The 18,480-nt window shown below is 72.6% G+C and carries 13 protein-coding genes; 5 read left to right on the top strand and 8 right to left on the bottom strand.

The genetic code is table 11. The features are described 5' to 3' along the window. Positions 1 to 45 precede the first annotated feature (45 nt). From ACWC97_RS20015 to gcvPA, 4 genes are read right to left on the bottom strand one after another with little or no spacing between them, the layout of a single operon-like run. On the bottom strand, positions 46 to 792 hold the full coding sequence (locus ACWC97_RS20015) for an SDR family NAD(P)-dependent oxidoreductase (RefSeq protein ID WP_352274349.1): 747 nt from the start codon (positions 790 to 792) through the stop codon (positions 46 to 48). Between the two features lie 41 nt (positions 793 to 833). Beyond that, entirely contained in the window at positions 834 to 1,967 is a 1,134-nt protein-coding gene (locus ACWC97_RS20010) for an ATP-NAD kinase family protein (protein ID WP_450650632.1), read from the bottom strand. After that, positions 1,964 to 3,562 carry an aminomethyl-transferring glycine dehydrogenase subunit GcvPB gene (gcvPB, locus tag ACWC97_RS20005; protein WP_352274351.1) on the bottom strand — a complete coding sequence of 533 codons (1,599 nt, stop codon included), beginning with the start codon at positions 3,560 to 3,562 and terminating at the stop codon, positions 1,964 to 1,966. Before gcvPB ends, ACWC97_RS20010 begins: the two co-directional genes overlap by 4 nt. Then, positions 3,559 to 4,950, bottom strand: coding sequence for an aminomethyl-transferring glycine dehydrogenase subunit GcvPA (gene gcvPA, locus ACWC97_RS20000; protein WP_352274352.1), 1,392 nt, complete (start codon positions 4,948 to 4,950; stop codon positions 3,559 to 3,561). Before gcvPA ends, gcvPB begins: the two co-directional genes overlap by 4 nt. Before the next feature lie 144 nt (positions 4,951 to 5,094). On the opposite strand from gcvPA, the gene ACWC97_RS19995 reads away from it, so the two are divergent. From ACWC97_RS19995 to ACWC97_RS19975, 5 genes are read left to right on the top strand one after another with little or no spacing between them, the layout of a single operon-like run. Beyond that, positions 5,095 to 6,432, top strand: a complete 1,338-nt coding sequence (locus tag ACWC97_RS19995) for an ABC transporter substrate-binding protein (protein WP_450650629.1) — start codon at positions 5,095 to 5,097, stop codon at positions 6,430 to 6,432. A 4-nt stretch (positions 6,433 to 6,436) separates the two neighbouring features. After that, on the top strand, positions 6,437 to 7,357 hold the full coding sequence (locus ACWC97_RS19990; protein WP_450650627.1) for a carbohydrate ABC transporter permease: 921 nt from the start codon (positions 6,437 to 6,439) through the stop codon (positions 7,355 to 7,357). After that, on the top strand, positions 7,354 to 8,211 hold the full coding sequence (locus ACWC97_RS19985; protein WP_352274355.1) for a carbohydrate ABC transporter permease: 858 nt from the start codon (positions 7,354 to 7,356) through the stop codon (positions 8,209 to 8,211). Before ACWC97_RS19990 ends, ACWC97_RS19985 begins: the two co-directional genes overlap by 4 nt. Continuing rightward, positions 8,208 to 10,241, top strand: a complete 2,034-nt coding sequence (locus tag ACWC97_RS19980; RefSeq protein WP_450650624.1) for a beta-galactosidase — start codon at positions 8,208 to 8,210, stop codon at positions 10,239 to 10,241. The genes ACWC97_RS19985 and ACWC97_RS19980 overlap by 4 nt, the downstream gene beginning before the upstream one ends. Beyond that, positions 10,238 to 12,442 carry an MGH1-like glycoside hydrolase domain-containing protein gene (locus ACWC97_RS19975; RefSeq protein WP_450650622.1) on the top strand — a complete coding sequence of 735 codons (2,205 nt, stop codon included), beginning with the start codon at positions 10,238 to 10,240 and terminating at the stop codon, positions 12,440 to 12,442. Before ACWC97_RS19980 ends, ACWC97_RS19975 begins: the two co-directional genes overlap by 4 nt. Before the next feature lie 59 nt (positions 12,443 to 12,501). On the opposite strand, the gene ACWC97_RS19970 is transcribed toward ACWC97_RS19975, so the two are convergent. The 4 genes from ACWC97_RS19970 to ACWC97_RS19955 are packed head-to-tail and all read right to left on the bottom strand — an operon-like array spanning position 12,502 to position 18,441. After that, on the bottom strand, positions 12,502 to 13,356 hold the full coding sequence (locus tag ACWC97_RS19970) for a carbohydrate ABC transporter permease (protein WP_352274358.1): 855 nt from the start codon (positions 13,354 to 13,356) through the stop codon (positions 12,502 to 12,504). Beyond that, on the bottom strand, positions 13,353 to 14,309 hold the full coding sequence (locus ACWC97_RS19965; RefSeq protein WP_352274359.1) for a carbohydrate ABC transporter permease: 957 nt from the start codon (positions 14,307 to 14,309) through the stop codon (positions 13,353 to 13,355). The genes ACWC97_RS19970 and ACWC97_RS19965 overlap by 4 nt, the downstream gene beginning before the upstream one ends. Continuing rightward, positions 14,306 to 15,610 carry an extracellular solute-binding protein gene (locus ACWC97_RS19960; protein WP_450650620.1) on the bottom strand — a complete coding sequence of 435 codons (1,305 nt, stop codon included), beginning with the start codon at positions 15,608 to 15,610 and terminating at the stop codon, positions 14,306 to 14,308. Before ACWC97_RS19960 ends, ACWC97_RS19965 begins: the two co-directional genes overlap by 4 nt. Then, a complete protein-coding gene (locus ACWC97_RS19955) occupies positions 15,607 to 18,441 on the bottom strand; it encodes a family 78 glycoside hydrolase catalytic domain (protein ID WP_352274361.1) in 2,835 nt (944 codons plus the stop codon). The genes ACWC97_RS19960 and ACWC97_RS19955 overlap by 4 nt, the downstream gene beginning before the upstream one ends. Positions 18,442 to 18,480 lie beyond the last annotated feature (39 nt).

Genomic DNA, 18,480 nt, shown 5'->3' with positions numbered 1-18,480 from the left:
GGCTGCCCTCCCCTTCGGTCCGGTCGATTATCCGCTACCGGAAAGTCACGCGGTACCGGCGCCGTCGACGGGGATGACCGCCCCGCTCAGGAACGCCGAGGCGTCGGAGGCCAGGAACGCCACGGTCTGCGCGATGTCGCGGGGCTGCCCGATCCGGCCGAGCGGCCGGTCGGCGGCGTCGGCGTAGAAGGCGTCGGCGCTCTCGCCGAGCTGGCGGGCCTCGTCGGCGAGCATCCCCGTCGCGGTGTCGCCGGGGCAGACGCAGTTGACCCGGATGTTGTCGGGGCCGTGGTCGATGGCCATGGCCCGGGTCATGTTGACGACGGCACCCTTGGAGGCGCAGTACGAGACGGCCCGGCCGCCGCCCCGGATGCCCCATCCGGAGCCGGTGTTGACGATGGAGCCGCCGCCCCGCGCCGCCATCCCCGGTATCACCAGCCGGCTCATCAGCATCACCGAGCGGATGTTCACCGCCATCACCAGGTCCCAGTCGTCGTCGGTGATCTCGCAGACCGTGGAACGACGGATGATGCCCGCGTTGTTGAAGAGGACGTCCACCCCGCCGAACCGTTCCTCGGCCGTGCGCACCACGGCCTCGCAGTCCTCGCGCCGGGAGACGTCGCAGCGGACGAAGACGCCGTCGGTGTCCTTCGCGGCGCTCTCGCCGCCGTCCGTGTCGATGTCGGCGACCACCACCCGGGCGCCGAGTTCGGCGAGGACCTGTGCGGTGGCGCGGCCGATCCCGGCTCCGCCGCCGGTGACGATCGCGCGCTTGCCGTCGAGGGAAAACATGCTGGGCTCCTTGGTCACGGTGTCGAGGGACAGGTGCGTGGTCAGCCGGCCAGGCGGTACAGCGCGGAGCTCCGCCGGCCGGTGATGACCGGGCGGTGGCCGGACAGCTCCGCGTCGAGCGCGTCGTCGCCGGTGTCGAGAAGAAGGGGGCGGCCGCCGAGCGCGGCCAGTTTCGCCTCGGTGCACAGGATCAGCAGACGCTCGCGCCCGCCCGTCGCCCGCAGGGCGCGCGGTGAGATCTGCTGGTTGCCCCGCCCCAGGAGGAAGCCCTGGCCGCCGATGGGGGAGAGGGCGACCCAGGCGGGCCCGAGCGTCAGGAGGTCGGCCTCGGCGGCCTCGCGGACCACGACCCGGGGCGGCAGGCCCGGCCGCAGCGCGAGGACGTCCACGCCGGTGAGCGAGGTGTCCGCGCCGAGGGCCGCCGCCACCGCCCGGGTGGTGGTGCCGGGGCCGAGCACCAGCAGCCCCGACCCGACCCGCTCGGCCACCTCCGCCGCGATGCCGCCCACCGCCTCCGGCGCCGCCGCGGTGGAACCGGTCTTGCGCTGCTGCACCCGGACCGGTACGTCCGGGACCGCCAGCCACCCGAAGAGCCGGGAGGCGACCCGGCCCCGGTCCAGCGCCTCCTCGTCGCGGTCCATCACCTCGGCGTCCCGCAGCCGGACCGCGCCCGCGCGCTCCAGCCACGCCGCGGCGACCTCGCCCGCGGCGCGCGGGTTGACGGCGAAGACCGCCGAGTGCATCTTCACCCCGGTCGGTACGCCGAGGACCGGGCACCGCACGCCGTCCAGCGCGCCCAGCACGTCCCGCGCGGTGCCGTCGCCGCCCGCGAAGAGCAGCAGCTCCACCCCCTCGGCGACGACGGCCCGCACCGCGGCGGCGGTGTCCGCCGCCGAGGTGTCCCGCCCGGTGCCCGCGTCGTACACCACCCGCCCCGTGAGTCCGGCGGCGGCGACCGGGCCGGCGCCCAGGGGCCCGGCCGCGGCGACGACGACGGGGGCCCGGCCGGCACGGGCGGCGAGTTCGGCCAGGGCGGTGGTGGCCCGTGCCCCCGCCAGCGGGCGGGCGCCCCGCGCGAGCGCGGCGCGCGCCCGGTCCGGGCCGTCGGTGCCGCCCAGCCCCACCCGGCCGCCGAGCCCGGCGACCGGGTTGACCACCAGGCCGATCCGGGTCACCCCCGGTCCGTTTCGCCGAGCACCTTGCGGCGGTAGGCGCGCCAGGAGACCGCCCAGGTCTCCGGGGAGTCCAGCGCCTCCGGCCGGACCCGGTGGATCGTCGAGCGGTGCGGTGCGGTGCGCACGGTCTCCGGGTCCTCGTACGCCTCGCGGGCCACCTCGGCGAGGATCGCCGCGTACTCGTCCAGGTCGGCGCGGGTGTAGGACTCGGTGGGCTCCAGCGTCATGGGCTCGGGCACCACGTAGGGGTGGTGGCTGGTCCAGTAGTGCGTCCCGAAGTCGGCGGCCCGCAGACCGAGGTCCTCGGAGTGCAGCCCGGTGTCCCGGTGGAGCTGCTCCCAGCTGTAGCGGACCTGCTCCACGCGGGGGCGGCCCTGCGCGTACGGCACCGACACCCCGGGGATCCGCCGCACCTTGTGGAGCAGGTAGTTGTTGTTGAGCACGGCCGTCTCGGCGGCGGTCCGCAGCCCCTCGGCGCCGAGCGACATGATCCAGGCGTAGGCGCGGACCAGGTTCGGCACCACTCCGTAGAACGGCCGCATCTTGCCGACCGACTCCGGCCGGTCGTCGTCCAGCCGGAACAGCCCGGTGTCCGGGTCGCGCTCGACCGTCGGACGCGGCAGGTACGGGGCCAGCTCCTCGGTGACCGCGCAGGCCCCCGCCGCCGGGCCGCCGCAGGCGTGCGGCGTCGAGAACGTCTTGTGCAGGTTGAAGTGGCACAGGTCGAAGCCCGCGTCCCGGGCCCGGGTGATGCCGAGGATGCCGTTCGCGTTGGCCTGGTCGTACGAGCACAGGCCGCCCGCCCCGTGGACGATCCGCACGAACTCCTCGATGCGCGGGTTGTAGATGCCGGTGTCCTCGGGGTTGGTGATGAGGAGTGCCGCCGTGCGCGGGCCGACCGCCGCTCTGAGCGCCTCGATGTCCGGGTAGCCGTCCGCGTCCGGGTGGAGGGTGACGACCTTGAAGCCCGCCGTCTTCGCGCAGGCCGCGTTCGACGGATGGGAGAAGATCGTCGTGATGACCTCGTCGCGCTGCTCCAGCTCGCCGCGCGCGGCGAAGTAGGCGCGGATCATCGCGACGTTGGTGTAGATCGCGGCGGAACCGGCGCCCGGCTGGAGCGAGACCCGGTCCATGCCGGAGATCTCCTTCAGCAGCTCCTCCAGGCCGTGGACGATCCCGAGGACGCCCTGCACGGTGTCGGCGTCCTGGAGCGGGTGGAGCGCGGCGATCCGGGGGTCGCGGACGAACTGGTCGTTGACCTTGGGGCTGTACTTCATGGTGCAGGTGCCCTGGCCGACGTCGATGTTGAGGTCGGCGCCCAGGTTCTCCTGCGAGAGGCGCAGATAGTGGCGGAGGACCTGCTGCTGGGACAGCTCCGGCAGGGCGGGGGGTTCGGCCCGGCGCAGCGCGGCCGGGACCGTGACCGGCTCGACGGCCGGGTCCGGGACGGGGACGAGCACGCCGCGCTCGCCCGGGGAGCCCAGCTCGAAGATCAGCTCCTCGTCCCAGGACGCCTGCCGGAACCTGCGCAGCGGCGGTCTGGCCGCGATGCGCGCCTGCTCGGGCTCCACGGAAACCGGGGTGTGGGCGGTCACTTGACGATCTCCTCCAGGGTCGCGGCGAGCCGGTCGATGTCGGCCTTGGTGTGGACTTCGGTGACGCAGTACGCGGCCTCGCGGGTGCCGGTCGGGGTGCCGCCGTAGATGCCCCGCTCCTTGAGCCCGGCACTGATCTCGGAGGCCGTACGGGCCCCCGTGTAGCGGACGGTGAAGTCGGCGAAGTGCAGGGCGTCGCCGTACGGGACCTCGATGCCGGGGACCTCGGCCAGGCGCCGCCGGGCGTACGCGGTGAGCGCGAGGATCGTGTCGCCGATCTCCCGCATGCCCTGCGGTCCCATCAGCGCGAGGTAGACCCCGGCGCCGATGCCGTGCAGCGCGGCGGCGGTGCCGACCCACTCCTTGCCCTCCTCGCGCAGCGCGAACGAGGTCCGTTCATAGGCCACGTCGCCGAACCCGTACTCGCCCTCGACCGCCGTGGGCACCAGCCCGAACAACCGGGAGGGGTACTCCGCGACGAGCCGCTCCTCGTCCCGGGTGGCGATGAAGCCCGCGTTGGATCCGCCGAAGCTCTGGTGCAGGCCGAGCGGCTGGATGTCGCCGCAGGCGATGTCCGCGCCGTACGCGGAGGGCGGGGCGAGGACCCCGAGGGTGAGCGGGTTGCAGCCCACGACGTAGAGCGCGCCGGCGTCGTGGGCGAGTGGGGCGAGCAGCGGCAGCGCTTCGTCGACGATGCCGAGGGCGGACGGGGCGTCCGCGTACACCGCGGCCGTGTCACCGGCGGCGAGCGCCTCGCGTACCGCGTCGAGGTCGGCGCGGCCGGTCGCCGGATCGACCGGGACCACCGTCACATCGTGGTCGGGGCGTACGTAGTCCCGGATGCGGGAGAGCTTGTCCGCGTCGATCGCCGTGGCGACCACCAGCCGGCGGCGGCCGGTGATCCGGCCGGCCATCCGCAGGGCCGTCCCGGCCGCCTGGAAGCCGTCGTACACCGGGACGTTGACGACCTCCACGTCGAGCAGCTCGGCCATCATCGACTGGTACTCCCACAGCGCCTGGAAGCGGCCGTGGTCCTCGTAGGGCTCGCCCGCGTAGGCGGTGAGGAACTCGCTGCGGTTGACCACCTCGTCCACGACGGCCGGGACATGGTGCTGGTAGCAGCCCGAGCCGAGGAAGCTCAGCACCTGCCGCGTCGAGGTGTTGCGGCCGAGCAGTCCCTCCATGTGCCGGGTGAGTTCGGCTTCCGAACGCAGGGGTGCGGGCAGGTCGAGGGGGCGGTGCAGCCGGACGGAGTCCGGGATGTCGGCGTAGAAGTCCTCGACGCTCGCGGCGCCGATCTCGTCCAGCATCGCCTGCCGCACGGCCGGTACGGCGTTGGGGATGTACGGATGGGTGAACGGGGGGACGGGTTCCTGGGGTGGCGTCATGCCGCGCCTTTCGCGTGGGCCGACTCGGGCGGGTCGGTCGTGGACACAGCAGCAAAAGTCTTTGTGTGTACACCTCTTGACGGCAGCCTCCGTCATTCAGTGTTCTGAATACAGCATTAGGCATTCAGGCTCGAGGAGGCAAGAGTGTCAACACGACCCACCCGACGGGCCGTTCTGTCCACCGGGATCGCCACCGCCACGGCCGCCCTGGCCGGCGGATGCGCGATGGGAGGCACCGGCGGAGGCGCGAGCCGCGACCTCGGCGGCGGGAAGAAGGACGGAGGGGGCAAGGTCAGCGGGAAGATCACCGTCTGGTCGTGGGACGTGGCCGCCAACGCCCTCAAACGCCTCGCCCGCACCTTCGAGAAGCGCCATCCCGGTACCACCGTCGCCGTCACCGACATCGGCTACGACAACGCCGCCGACAAGATGACCGTGGGCCTGCGCGGCGGCTCCGGCCTCGCCGACGTCCTCACCATCGGCGGCAACCAACTGCCCCGTTACGCGGGCAACTTCCCCCAGGGCTTCTACGATCTCGGCACCCTCGGCGGCCGCTACGGAGGCGACTTCGACCGCGCCTCCTGGCGCACCGTGACCGGCCCCGGCCACGAGGTCTTCGGCCTGCCCTGGGACATCGGCCCCTGCGCGCTGTACTACCGCAAGGACCACTTCCGCGCCGCCGGGGTCGACCCGCGAGCACTCCTCACCTGGGACGACTACGTGGCGGCCGGCGTCCGCGTCAAGAAGGCCACCGGCCACAAGCTGCTCATCATGGACACCACCAACACCGGGATCCTGCCCCTGCTTCTCCAGCAGCAGGGCCAGGCCTACTTCAAGGACGGCCGGGTCGCGGTCGACAGCCCCGAGGCCGTGAAGGCCCTCACCCTGATGAAGACCCTGCACGACCGGGGCCTCGTCGACTACGAGAAGGGCTGGAGCGGGCTGGTCACCGGCACCAAGGAGGGCAAGGCCTCCACCGCGCCCACCGCCGCCTGGTGGACCGGCACCCTCACCGACGAGATGCCGGAACTGAAGGACAGGTTCGGTGTGGTGCCGTTGCCCGGCTTCACCGCCGACGGCCCCCGCACCTCGAACGAGGGCGGCTCCACCCTCTGCGTCCCCGCCCAGAGCAAGAACCCCGAGCTGGCCTGGGCGTTCATCGAGTTCGTCCTCACCGACCGGGCCAACCAGGTCTCCATGCTCAAGCAGGAGGGCCTCTTCCCCGCCTACCTGCCCGCACTCGACGACCCGTACGTGGGGGCCGGGCAGGAGTACTTCGGCGGCCAGCGGGTCCTCGACCTGTTCGCCGGTCTGGCCCGTACCATTCCGCCGGTCGAGTACACCAAGGACGACGCGAAGGCCGTGGACATCATGGTCGCGGCCGTCACCGGGGTGACACTCCGCGGCAAGGACCCGCGCGCCTCCCTCGAATCGGCGGCCCGGCAGATCGCCGCGGCCACCGGCCGGGAGAGGATGAAGTAGCCCGATGGCCGTCACCACCGCCCCCGACCGGGTGGCCGCCCCCGCCCGCGCCCCGGCCCGCCGCGCCCGGCGCCGTCCCACCGCGTGGATCTTCGCCGGGCCCGCCGCCGCGCTCTTCGCGCTCTTCTTCGCCTACCCGCTCGGCGCGAGCCTGCTGCAGAGCTTCACCGCCGAGGAGGCCGGATCCAGCCGCTGGGTCGGACTCGACCAGTACCGGCGGATGATCGACGACCCCGTGTTCCTGAAGTCGCTGGTCAACACCGGGGCCATCCTGGTCGTCCAGGTCCCCGTCATGATCGGGCTCGCGCTCGTCCTCGCCGTCCTGCTCAACCAGTCCTGGCTGCGCTTCCGGGGCACCTGGCGCGCCCTCTACTTCCTGCCCGCCGTCACCACCCTCGTCGCGTACGCGGTCGTCTTCCAGGTGCTCCTCAAGACCGACGGCGGACTGGTCAACCAGATACTCGGCGGCGTCGGCATCGGAGAGATCGACTGGCTCAACAGCCCCACCTGGGCCCGGATCTCCCTGATCCTCTCCCTGACCTGGCGCTGGACCGGCTACAACACCGTCATCCTGCTCGCCGGACTCCAGGCCATCGGCAAGGAGCAGTACGAGGCCGCGGCGATCGACGGCGCCGGCACCCTGTCCACGTACGCCCGCGTCATCCTGCCGCAGCTGCGCCCCATCGTCCTGTTCTGCGTGATCACCTCCACCATCGGGACGCTCCAGCTCTTCGACGAGAACTACGTCCTCACCAAGGGCGGCCCCGACGACGCCACCCTCACCCCGGTCCTCTACCTCTACCGGATCGGCTTCCAGCAGTTCGACTTCGGCTACGCCGCAGCCATCGCCTGGGTCGTCGTACTCCTCATCGCCGCGGTCTCCGCCCTCCAGTACCTCGCCTTCGGAAGGGAGCGCCGCCGGTGACCGCCCTCCCGCAGAACCCCGTGCGCGTCCACCCGGCCCGGCGCGCGGGCCGCCTGTTCGTCCGGCTGCTCCTCGCGGCCGGCGCCGTCGTCAGCCTGGTGCCGTTCCTCTGGATGGCGATCGCCTCGACCCACTCCACCTCGGAACTCTTCCACTCGCCGCCGCCCCTCCTGCCCGGCGGCCGGCTCCTCGACAACCTCGTCCGGCTCCAGGACACCATCGGTTTCGGCCGGGTCCTGCTCAACAGCGCGGGCGTCGCCGTCGTCCACACCGTCCTCAGCACACTGATCTCCGCCATGTGCGGCTACGGCCTCGCCAAGTTCCGCTTCCGCGGCCGGGGCCTGCTGCTCGGCGCGGTGCTCGCCACGATGATGATCCCGTTCCAGGTCCTGCTCGTACCGCTGTTCCAGATGATGGCGAGCGTCGGCTGGATCGACTCCTACCAGGCGGTGATCCTGCCGTTCCTGGTCAACTCCTTCGGCATCCTGCTGATGCGGCAGGGCTTCGTCGACTTCCCCGACGAACTCCTCGAATCGGCCCGCATCGACGGCTCCGGCGAGGTGCGTACCTTCTACCAGGTGGTACTGCCCTGTGTACGCCCCCAACTCGGTGCCCTGGTCATATTCACGTTCATGGCGCAGTGGAACAGCTTCATCTGGCCGCTGCTCATGCTGAACTCCGAGGAGAAGTACACCGTGCCCGTCGCACTCAACACGCTCACCGGACTCACCCACGTCGACTACTCCGGACTGATGCTCGGATCGCTTCTCGCCACCCTCCCGCTGATGCTCCTCTTCCTCCTCTTCCAGCGGCAGTTCGTCGCCGGACTCCTCGGCGGGGCGGTGAAGGGATGAACGGCCTGACCCGCGTCCCCGGCATCCTGTACGGCGGCGACTACAACCCCGAGCAGTGGCCGCAGGAGGTCTGGGCCGAGGACGCCCGGCTGATGCGCGAGGCCGGCGTCACCATGATCACCGTCGGCGTCTTCTCCTGGGCCCGGCTCCAACCAGGCCCCGACACCTGGGACTTCGACTGGTTCGACCGGCTCCTGGACCTGCTGCACGCCCACGGCATCGCCGTCGACCTCGCCACCGCGACCGCCTCGCCGCCCGCCTGGCTGATCCGCGCCCACCCCGAGATCCTGCCGGTCACCGCCGACGGCGTACGCCTCGAATTCGGCTCCCGGCAGCACTACTGCCCCTCCTCGCCCGACTACCGCGCCGCCGCGCTCCGTCTCACCCGCACCCTCGCCGAACGCTACGCGCACCACCCCGCCCTCGCGCTCTGGCACATCCACAACGAGTACGGCGACCACGTCACCGAATGCTTCTGCGCCCGTTCCGCCGCACACTTCCGCAGCTGGCTCACCGAGCGCTACGGCCCGATCGACGCCCTCAACCACGCCTGGGGCACCGCCTTCTGGTCCCAGCACTACGGCACGTACGAGGAGATCGAACCGCCCCGCACCGCCCCCGGACCGGTCAACCCGACCCAGCTGCTCGACTGGCGCCGCTTCTGCTCCGACGCCCTGCTCGACTGCCACCGCGCCGAACGCGAGGCCCTGCGGGAACTCAGCCCCGACACCCCCGCCACCACCAACTTCATGTCGATGTTCAAGGCACTCGACTACTGGGAGTGGGCCCGCCACGAGGACTTCGTCTCCGACGACGCCTACCCCGACCCCGCCGACCCGCAGGCCCATGTCAACGCCGCCCTCACCTACGACCTGATGCGCTCCCTCAAGGGCGGCCGCCCCTGGCTCCTCCTCGAACAGGCTCCCTCCGCCGTCAGTTGGCGGCCCGTCAACGTCCCCAAACGGCCCGGTCTGCAACGCCTCTGGTCCCTCCAGGCCCTGGCCAGGGGCGCCGACGGCATCATGTACTTCCAGTGGCGGGCCTCCCGCGCCGGAGCGGAGAAGTACCACAGCGCGATGCTCCCGCACCGGGGCACCGCCTCCCGGGGCTGGCGGGAGACGGTCCGCTTCGGTGCCGAACTCGCCCGCCTCGCCTCCGTCGCGGGCGCCACCACCACCGCCGACGTGGCGATCCTCCTCGACTGGGACTCCTGGTGGGCGCTGGAGGCGGACGACCACCCCTCCGCCCGGATGCGCTGGCGCGACCTCCTGCGCCCCTGGTACACCGCGCTCCACGCCCGCGCCGTCACCATCGACTTCGTCCCCCCGCACGCCGACCCGACCGGCTACCGGGCGGTCCTCGCCCCCAACCTCCATCTGCTGCGGACCGGGGACGCCGCACGGATCGCCGCCTACGTCCACGGCGGCGGCCACTTCGTCTGCGGCCCCTTCAGCGGCGTCGTCGACGGCCACGACCACATCCACGACGGCGGGGCGCCCGGCCCGCTGCGCGCACTGCTCGGCGTCTGCGTCGACGAGTTCTGGCCCCTCCCGGACGAGGAGTCGGTGCCGCTCGCCTCCGGCGCCCGCGCCACCCTGTGGAGCGAGTGGATCGAACCTGAGGACCCGGACACGGAGGTCCTGGACACCTACGCGACCGGTGAGCTGGCCGACCGCCCCGCCGTCACCCGCCGCCGGCACGGCGCCGGCACCGCCTGGTACACCGGCGCCCACCTCGGCGACTCCATCGCCACCGTGCTCGGCCCGGCGCTGGACGCGGCGGGCGTACGCCCCGTGCTCCCCGACGTCCCCGAAGGCGTCGAGGCGACCGTACGCACCGGCGAGCACGGCAGCCACCTCTTCGTCCTCAACCACCGCGACCACCCGGCCCGCACCCCGCTCACCGGCCCCTGGGCCACCGGCGCCACCGACCTGCTCACCGGCGCCCCCGTCCACGGCCACCTCGACCTCGGCCCGCTCGGCGCCGCCGTCCTGCGCCTCCCCACCCACCCAGGAGAGACCGGAAAATGACCCGCTGGAGAGACCGGAACCCGTCCACGCACCGCCCGGTGAGCGCCCTCACCGCGCTCCTCCTCGCCGGCTGCGCCCTCGCCGTCCCGCGGACCGCCGCCGCCCACGAACGGCCCGCGCCCCCGCCCGCCTACGCCGACGTCCTCGACCTGCGCGGCACCCCCACCGCCGCGGAGCCCGGCGACGGCGAGGACAACAACCCGGTCAACGTCTTCGCCGACCGGGGCGCCTGGCACGCCTACGCCCTGCCGAAGACCGGCGACACGGACAGCTACGGCGGCTTCACCGGCCCCCTTTACATCGCCCAGGAATACCCCTGGTGGCTCAGCGGCTCCTTCAGCCGCATCCAGCTCACCGAACACGGCCGCCCCCTCGACCTGGCCGCCGGCTCCGCCCCCCGCTTCACCTCGCTGCCGGGCCGCCTCGTCCAGTCCTACGACCTCGGCCGCGGCCTGCGTCTCACCCTCGAACTCCGCTTCGCCACCGGCCGCACCGCCCTGGTCGGCGCCGAGCTCCGCAACACCGGCCGCACCCCGCGCACCCTGGACGCCGCGTGGACCGGCAGCCTGCTGCGCCCCGCCGACCGGCCCATGCGCGACGCACCCTCGCTGACCGCCACCCCCTCCGGCGTCGGCGTCGACTTCGCCGAGGTCCGCGAGACCTGGGACTACCTCACCGACGGCACGGAGCGCTTCGAGGTCACCCACAAGGACCGCGTTCGCACCACCGTGCACGGCGACACCTACCGCACCGAGGCCGAGAAGCCGGTCACCCTGGCCCCCGGCCGCTCGCACCGCTTCGACTGGACCGAGTCCTACACCTTCACCGCCGCCGAACGCGCCACCGAACGGGCCGGAGTCCGCTCCGTACTGGCCCGCCCCGGAGCCGTCGGCGTCGCCGCCGACCGGCGCTGGCGGGGCTACGTCGCCGGTGTCACCCGGGGCGTCCCCGCCGAGCGGCGGCGCACCGCCGTGAAGTCGCTGGAGACGCTCGTCACCAACTGGCGCAGCGCCGCCGGGCGGATCAAGCACGACGGCATCACCCCGTCGATCTCCTACAAGTGGTTCACCGGCGGGATCTGGGCCTGGGACACCTGGAAGCAGGCCGTCGGCACCGCGCGCTTCGACCCCCGGCTCGCCCAGTCGCAGATCCGGTCCATGTTCGACTGGCAGATCACCCCGGACTCCGCCACCCGCCCGCAGGACGCCGGAATGATCCCCGACGCCATCTTCTACAACGACCCCTCGCGCGGCGGCGGCAACTGGAACGAACGCAACTCCAAGCCCCCGCTGGCCGCCTGGGCGGTCTGGGAGGTGTACGGGAAGAGCCGGGACAAGGGTTTCCTGCGCGAGATGTACCCGAAGCTCGCCGCCTACCAGGCGTGGTGGTACCGCAACCGGGACCACGACGGCAACGGCCTCGCCGAGTACGGTGCCACCGTCGACCCGGCCAACGAGTCCGCCGCCGACCAGCGCCTGGCCGCCGCCTGGGAGAGCGGCATGGACAACGCGCCCCGCTTCGACGCGGCCCTCGGCACCGGGGTCGTCGCCAACCGGGCCGACGACGGAACGCTCCTCGGCCACTCCCTCGACCAGGAGTCGGTCGACCTGAACGCCTACCTCGCCGCCGACCAGGGTTACCTGGCGTCGATCGCGGGCGCCCTCGGCCGGACCGCCGACGCCCGGCACTGGAAGCGCCGCGCGGACGCCACCGCCACCGCCGTACGCACCCGGATGTACGACCCCGCCGACGGCTGGTTCCACGACATAGCGCTCGGCACCGGCGCCCCGCTCACCGCCCGGGGCCGCGGCATCGAGGGCGCCGTCCCGCTCTGGACCGGCACCGCCTCCGCCGCCCAGGCCCGCACGGTGCGCGCGAAGCTCACCGACCCGGCCGAGTTCGCCACCACCGTCCCCTTCCCGACCGTGGCGAAGAGCTCCCCGTACTTCGCGCCGACCGCCTACTGGCGCGGCCCCGTCTGGTTCGACCAGGCGTACTTCGCTCTCGGCGGGCTGCGCCGCTACGGGTACGCGCAGGACGCGGACGCCCTCACGGACCGTCTCCTGGACCGGGCCTCCGGTCTCGCGGGCAACGGGCCGATCATGGAGAACTACGACCCGACCACCGGCGCACCGCTCAACGCGCCCAACTTCAGCTGGTCCGCGGCCCTGCTGCTGCCGATGCTCACCCGGGACCGGTAGGAGCCGGGAGGTACGGGGGTCGGCCGCCGCGCCCCCGTACCGCGGCTCCACGAGCGCACTCAGCCCTTGAGACCGCCCGCGAAGCCCTTGATCACATAGCGCTGGAGCACCACGAAGACGATCAGGACCGGCAGCGCGGCGAGCACCAGCCCGGCGAAGACGAGCCCGTAGTCCGAGACGTACTGCCCGACGAAGGCGAAGACGCCGACCGGCACGGTCTCCCGGGCGGAGCCGCCCAGGTACAGCAGCGGGGTGAAGAAGTCGTTCCACACGAACACCGCGTTCAGGATGATCACGGTGCCGGTGATCGGGCGCAGCAGCGGGAACACGATCCGGGTGAACGCCTGCCGGTGGTTGCAGCCGTCGATCAGCGCGGCCTGCGCGTAGTCCTGCGGCAGGGCGCGGACGAACCCGGTGTACAGGAAGACGGTGAAGGGCAGCTGGATGCCGGTGTAGAAGAGGACCATCCCCTGGTAGGTGCCGAGCCAGCCGAGTCCGTCGACCAGTTTGTACAGCGGGATCATGCCGAGCTGGAAGGGCAGCACGATGCCCAGCAGGAACAGGACGTACAGCCCGTAGCCCAGCCCACGGGCGCAGCGGGCGAGGTAGTACGCCCCGGTGGAGCCGAGGACGACCAGGAGCAGCAGGCTGACGGCGGTGATGACGGTGCTGTTGACCAGGGCGGGCCCCAGCGAGGCGGAGGACCAGGCGTCGCCGAAGTTGCCGAAGGTGGGCGGCGAGGGCAGCGACAGCGGGGACTGGGAGATCTGCCGGGGGTCCTTCATGGCCAGGGTGATCAGGGCGTACACCGGGAACAGGAAGACGACGGCGACGGCGGCCATCACCAGTTCCAGGGCGTACCGCCCGACGGGTAGTGCGGGGCGCCGCCGTCCGGCGGCCGTGGGGGTGCTCATGCGGTGACCTCCCGCGCGCGCAGATAGCGGAGCTGGACCAGGGAGACCGCGGCGACGAACAGCGCGAGGACCAGGGCGACGGCGGTGCTGTAGCCGAACTTCCCGTAGACGAAAGCCTCCTTGTACAGGACGGTCGACAGGGTCTCGCTGGAGGTGCCGGGGCCGCCGTTGGTGGCGGCGTAGACCTGGTCGAAGAGTTTGAGGCCGCCGATGGTCGACAGCATCAGATTGATGGTCAGCGCCGGGGCCAGCAGCGGCCAGGTGACGTAGCGGAAGCGCTGCCAGGAGCCCGCGCCGTCGATCCGCGCGGCCTCGTGGAGTTCGGCGGGCACCCCCTGGAGCCCGGCGAGGAAGACCACCATCGAGTAGCCCGCGTACTGCCACACCACCATCGCCGCGACCGACCACAGGGCGAGCGAGGGATCGCCCAGCCAGTCCTGGCGCAGCGAGCCGAGCCCGACGGCGCCGAGGAGGCCGTTGAGACCGGCGCCGTTGTCCGGGTTGTAGATGTACTTCCAGAGGATCGCGACCATGACGGGGCTGACCACGGCCGGGGCGAAGAAGATCAGCCGCAGCACGGCCCGGGACCTGATGTTGGCGTGGACGCCGAGCGCGAGCAGCAGCCCGATGCCGTTCTGGACGACGACCACGGCGACGGTGAGGAGCAGGGTGTTGGCGACCGACTCCAGGGCCCGGTCGTCGGCGAGCAGCTCGCGGAAGTTGGCCAGGCCGGTGAAGGAGAAACCGCCGATCCCGGACCAGTCGGTGAAGGCGTACATCACCCCGGCGAGGCTCGGGTAGAGCACGACGACGGCGTAGACGACGAGCGCGGGCGCGACGAAGAGCCACGGCGGCACGGTGTGGTCGCGGCGCCGGGTCCGGCCGCCGGTACGCGGACCGGTCGTGTCCCGCCCCGGCGCGTCCGGGGCGGTCTGTTCGAAGGTGCTGGTCACGACTGCTTCCCGTACGCCTCGTCCATCTGGCCGAGCGCCCCGTCGACGTCCGTCTTGCCCGCGAGGAGGTCCTGAACGGCGGCGAAGTGGGCGGGCTGCACCTCGGCGTTGGGCCAGCTCTGGTCCATGAACGGCACCGCCCGCCCGGCGTCGATGACGGGCAGGAAGCCGTCGAGAGCGGGATCGGTCTTCGTGGTGGCGCCGCGTTTGAAGGGGATCGCCGCCACGGACTGCGCCCAGCGGTCGATGTTCTCCTGTTTCCCGAGGAATTCCACGAACTCCTTCGCCCCGTCCTTGCGGGACCGCGCGGAGACCCCGAGCCCCACGACGATGCCCGCCGGGATCCACAGCTTCCCGGGGTCGTCGCCGCCGGGGAAGGGGAACATCCCCAGGTCCTGCGGATCGCGCGCCGCCTGGCGGAAGTTGGCCAGTACCGCGGAGACCTGCACGGCCATCGCGGCCCGGCCGCTCGCGACCATCGAGGTCTGCTGCTCGTACGTCGTGCCGTTGGGGTTCTCGTTGAAGAAGCCGCGGCGCTGGAGCTCCTGGTACCTGCCCAGCGCGTCGGCCCACCCGGAGCCGCGGAAGTGCGCACTGCCCGAGGCCATGTCCGCGTCGAAGCCGGGGTTCTTCGCGTAGACGGCGTTCGGGACGAGGGCGTACGTGATCAGCTGGGTGACCCAGGGGGTCTGGGTGCCGAGGGCGATCGGGACGATGCCCTTGGCCTTGAGCTTCGCGCAGACGTCGAGGAGTTCGTTCCAGGTCCTCGGCGGCTCGACCCCGGCCCTGGCGAAGACCTTCTTGTTGTGGATCGCCCCGATGACGCTGCTGCCCGCCGAGTAGAGATACGTCTTGCCCTCGTACCGGTACGCCGGGTGGAAGTTGGCCGGGACCTCCTTCGTCCAGGGCTGGTCGCTCAGGTCGGCCAGCAGCCCGGCCCGGGCCAGCTCGACCATCGACATGGCGCTGCCCCTGCCGGGGTAGAGCACGTGCACATCGGGGGCGTTGCCGCCGGCGAGCTGGGTGCGCACCACCGTCTGGACCTGGTCGGTGGGGGCGAAGGAGGTGGTGAACGCGGAGTCGGGGTGCGCCTCGCGGTAGCGGGCGATCAGCTCCTCGACCGGTTTCTGCTGGTCGGCGACGCCGACGACGCGGACCTTTCCGGAACCGCCGCCGGAGGCCGAGCAGGCCGTCAGCGTGGCCGGCAGGGCGGCGAGCGCCGCGGCCCCGCCGCCGATCCGGAGGAAGCCCCGGCGGCCGACCGTGCGGTGTTCCGGCCAAGAGCGAGAACCCGTCGTCATGGTGTTTCCTCCTCGTGCGAGCCTGAAGCGCGTCGGCCGGGTACGGGCGGCGCGGACGGCCGGCGGGCCCCGGGTGTTCCGGAGCGGCCCTCGGCCGGGGGATGGGCGGCGGTGAAGCGGTAGGAACCCGAGGCCACCTGGTAGAGCACATGGTCGGCGGCGACCCGTATCCGGGTGAGGTGCGGGTCGCCGGGGTCCGGCACCAGCCCCGATTCACGGACCGAACCGGGATCCGTGGTCGGCAGGTGCACCTCGGCGGTGGCCCCGGGCGGCACCGTGAGGCGCAGGGCGATCAGTCCGCCGCGCCGCTCCCAGGTCACCATGACGGTGCCGCGCACCGATTCGTGGCGGGCGCTCGCGTGGCGCAGACCGCCGGGACGCGGCCTGATCCGCAGCTTCCGGAACCCGGTGGAGTCCGGCGCCTGGTCCAGTCCCGCGACGCCCCGGTACAGCCACTCGCCGATCGAGCCGAGCGCGTAGTGGTTGAAGGAGTTCATCGACGGCGCCCGGAACCCGGCGTCGGGCGTCCAGCCGTCCCACCGCTCCCAGATCGTGGTGGCACCGTGCCGCAGGGGGAACCGCCACGACGGCACCTCCTCGCGCAGCAGCAGCGCGTGGGCGAGGTCGGCCCGGCCGTGGGCGTCGAGGACGGGAGCGGCGAGCGCCACCCCGAGGAAGCCGGTCCGCAGCGCGGGCCCGGCCGACTCCACGAGCTCGGCGAGCCTTCGGGCGGCTCCGGCGGCCGGCCCGTCGGGCAGCAGCTCGAAGGCGAGCGCGAGGAGGTAGCCGGTCTGGGTGTCGCCCGCGATCCGTACACCCGCCCCGTCGCCCGTTCCGTCGACGGTGACGAAGCGTTCGGCGAACGTGCGGCGGATCTCCTCGGCCAGTCGGCGGTAGCGGCGCTCCGGCTCCGGCCGGCCCAGCACCCCGGCGGCCTCGGCGGTCAGCCGGGCGCTGTGCGCGAAGTACGCGGTGGCGACGACCTCGCGCGGGGTGGGCGTGCCGGGGGCGAGCCAGTCCGCGAAGTGCGGCCCGACCCGGTGACGCCAGACCAGGTCCGGATTGTGACGGTGCACCAGATCGACCCAGGCACACATGGCGTCCAGGGACCGGGCGAGGAACCGGGGGTCGTCGTAGCTGCGGTACAGGTGCCAGGGCATGATCACCCCCGCGTCGGCCCAGCCGGGCGCGCCCTCGTCGGCCACCCCCACCAGGCGCGGGGCCACGTTGGTGAAGCCGCCGTCCGGGGTACGGGCGTCCTCGATGTCGCGCAGCCACTTGGTGAAGAAGGCGGCCACGTCCGCGTTGAGCGCGGCGGTCGGAAGGAAGACCTGGGCGTCGGCCAGCCAGCCGAGCCGCTCGTCGCGCTGCGGACAGTCGGTGGGCACGCTGACGAAGTTCGAGCGCTGCCCCCACGCCACGCAGTCGTGCAGCCGCCGCAGCCCCGCGTCCGAGCAGTCGAACTCCCCGGCCCACGGGGTGTCGCTGTGCAGGACCACGGCCACCACGTCCGCCTCGGCCAGTTCGGCGAGGCCGCTGATCTCCGCGTACCGGAACCCGTGGTACGTGAAGCGGGGCTCGAACACCACGTGCTCACGGCCGTCCCCCACGAGCACATCGGTCGCGGCGGCGGTGCGCAGGTTGGCCGTGTACAGCCGCCCCGCCCCGTCCAGCACCTCGGCGTGCCGGACCACCACCCGTGCTCCGGCCGCGAGGTGACGGACGGTCAGCCGCAGCCGTCCGGCGAGGTTCTGGCCGAAGTCGACGACGTGGACGCCGGAGGAGTGACGTTTCACCGAACGGGGGCGCAGCTCGGCCATCGCCCGGACCGGCTCGTCGGGGGAGGCCACGAGGGATGCGTGACCGGTGTCGGTGACCACGGCGGACGGCCAGCCGGAGTCGTCGAAGCCGGGCAGCTCCCAGCCCTCGGCGGCGTGGCGCAGATCGTGGCACTCGCCCATCAGCAGATCGGCGTGGCGGATCGTTCCTGTGGCGGTGCGCCAGCTCGCGTCGGTGGCGACCACGGCCTCCGCGCCGTCCGGCCCGGTCAGCCGGAGCTCGGCCAGGAACTGCGGGAACGAGCCGTAGTGGGCGCCCGCCCGGCGCGGCTCGAACCCCACGAACCCGCTCCACCAGCCGTCGGCCACGGTGGCCGCGAGGACGTTCTCGCCCGCCCGGAGCAACGCGGTGACGTCGTACGTCTGGTACTGGACGCGGTGGCGGTAGTCCGTCCAGCCGGGGGCCAGCTCCGCGTCGCCGACCCGCTCCCCGTTGAGCCGCAGCTCGTACAGGCCGCGCGCGCTGACGTGGACGCGGCCGCGGGCACCGGCCGGGGCGGTGAAGGACCGGCGTAACAGGGGGCAGGGGGCCAGCCCGTGGTCGTCGAGCGCGAACTCGCCCTCGGTGGGCGCGTCCATGACGTCGACGGGGCGCGGCCCCTGGGCGATCCACACGGCGCGCCACTGATCCGCCCGGGTGAATCCGGTCTCGAACCACGAGTCGGCCTCGGCGGGCGCGCCGGAACCGGCCGACCATACCGACACCCGCCAGTGGAAGCGCGTGAGGCCCGCCAGCACCGGTCCCGCGTAGTCGACCGCCACCGCACGAGTGTCGGCCACCCGGCCGGTGTCCCAGAGGAGTTGACCGCCGCTGTCCAGATCCTCGGCACGCCCCGCGACCCGGACCCGGTACGCCACCGGGTCGTCGCCCCGGAGATCGGAGGCCAGCCGCCAGGAGAGCCGGGGGGCGGGCTCGTCGATTCCCAGCGGGGTGGTGCGGTGCTCGCAGCGCAGCGCGTACGGCCGCAGCCTCCGGACACCGGACACGAGCACGCCCTTTCTTCGTACCGAATTTTCCGATGTGAAATCTAA

The sequence above is a fragment of the Streptomyces sp. NPDC001108 genome, from assembly GCF_053598535.1.
Note: the sequence above shows the minus strand (reverse complement) of the source record. Positions and strands in the feature narration are given on the sequence as shown.

What these genes read in the sequence shown, in the direction of transcription:
- ACWC97_RS20015 (WP_352274349.1), bottom strand. Translation starts at nt 792, where the DNA reads ATGTTTTCCCTCGACGGCAAGCGCGCGATCGTCACCGGCGGCGGAGCC.
- gcvPA (WP_352274352.1), bottom strand. Translation starts at nt 4,950, where the DNA reads ATGACGCCACCCCAGGAACCCGTCCCCCCGTTCACCCATCCGTACATC.
- ACWC97_RS19990 (WP_450650627.1), top strand. Translation starts at nt 6,437, where the DNA reads ATGGCCGTCACCACCGCCCCCGACCGGGTGGCCGCCCCCGCCCGCGCC.
- ACWC97_RS19980 (WP_450650624.1), top strand. Translation starts at nt 8,208, where the DNA reads ATGAACGGCCTGACCCGCGTCCCCGGCATCCTGTACGGCGGCGACTAC.
- ACWC97_RS19975 (WP_450650622.1), top strand. Translation starts at nt 10,238, where the DNA reads ATGACCCGCTGGAGAGACCGGAACCCGTCCACGCACCGCCCGGTGAGC.
- ACWC97_RS19970 (WP_352274358.1), bottom strand. Translation starts at nt 13,356, where the DNA reads ATGAGCACCCCCACGGCCGCCGGACGGCGGCGCCCCGCACTACCCGTC.
- ACWC97_RS19960 (WP_450650620.1), bottom strand. Translation starts at nt 15,610, where the DNA reads ATGACGACGGGTTCTCGCTCTTGGCCGGAACACCGCACGGTCGGCCGC.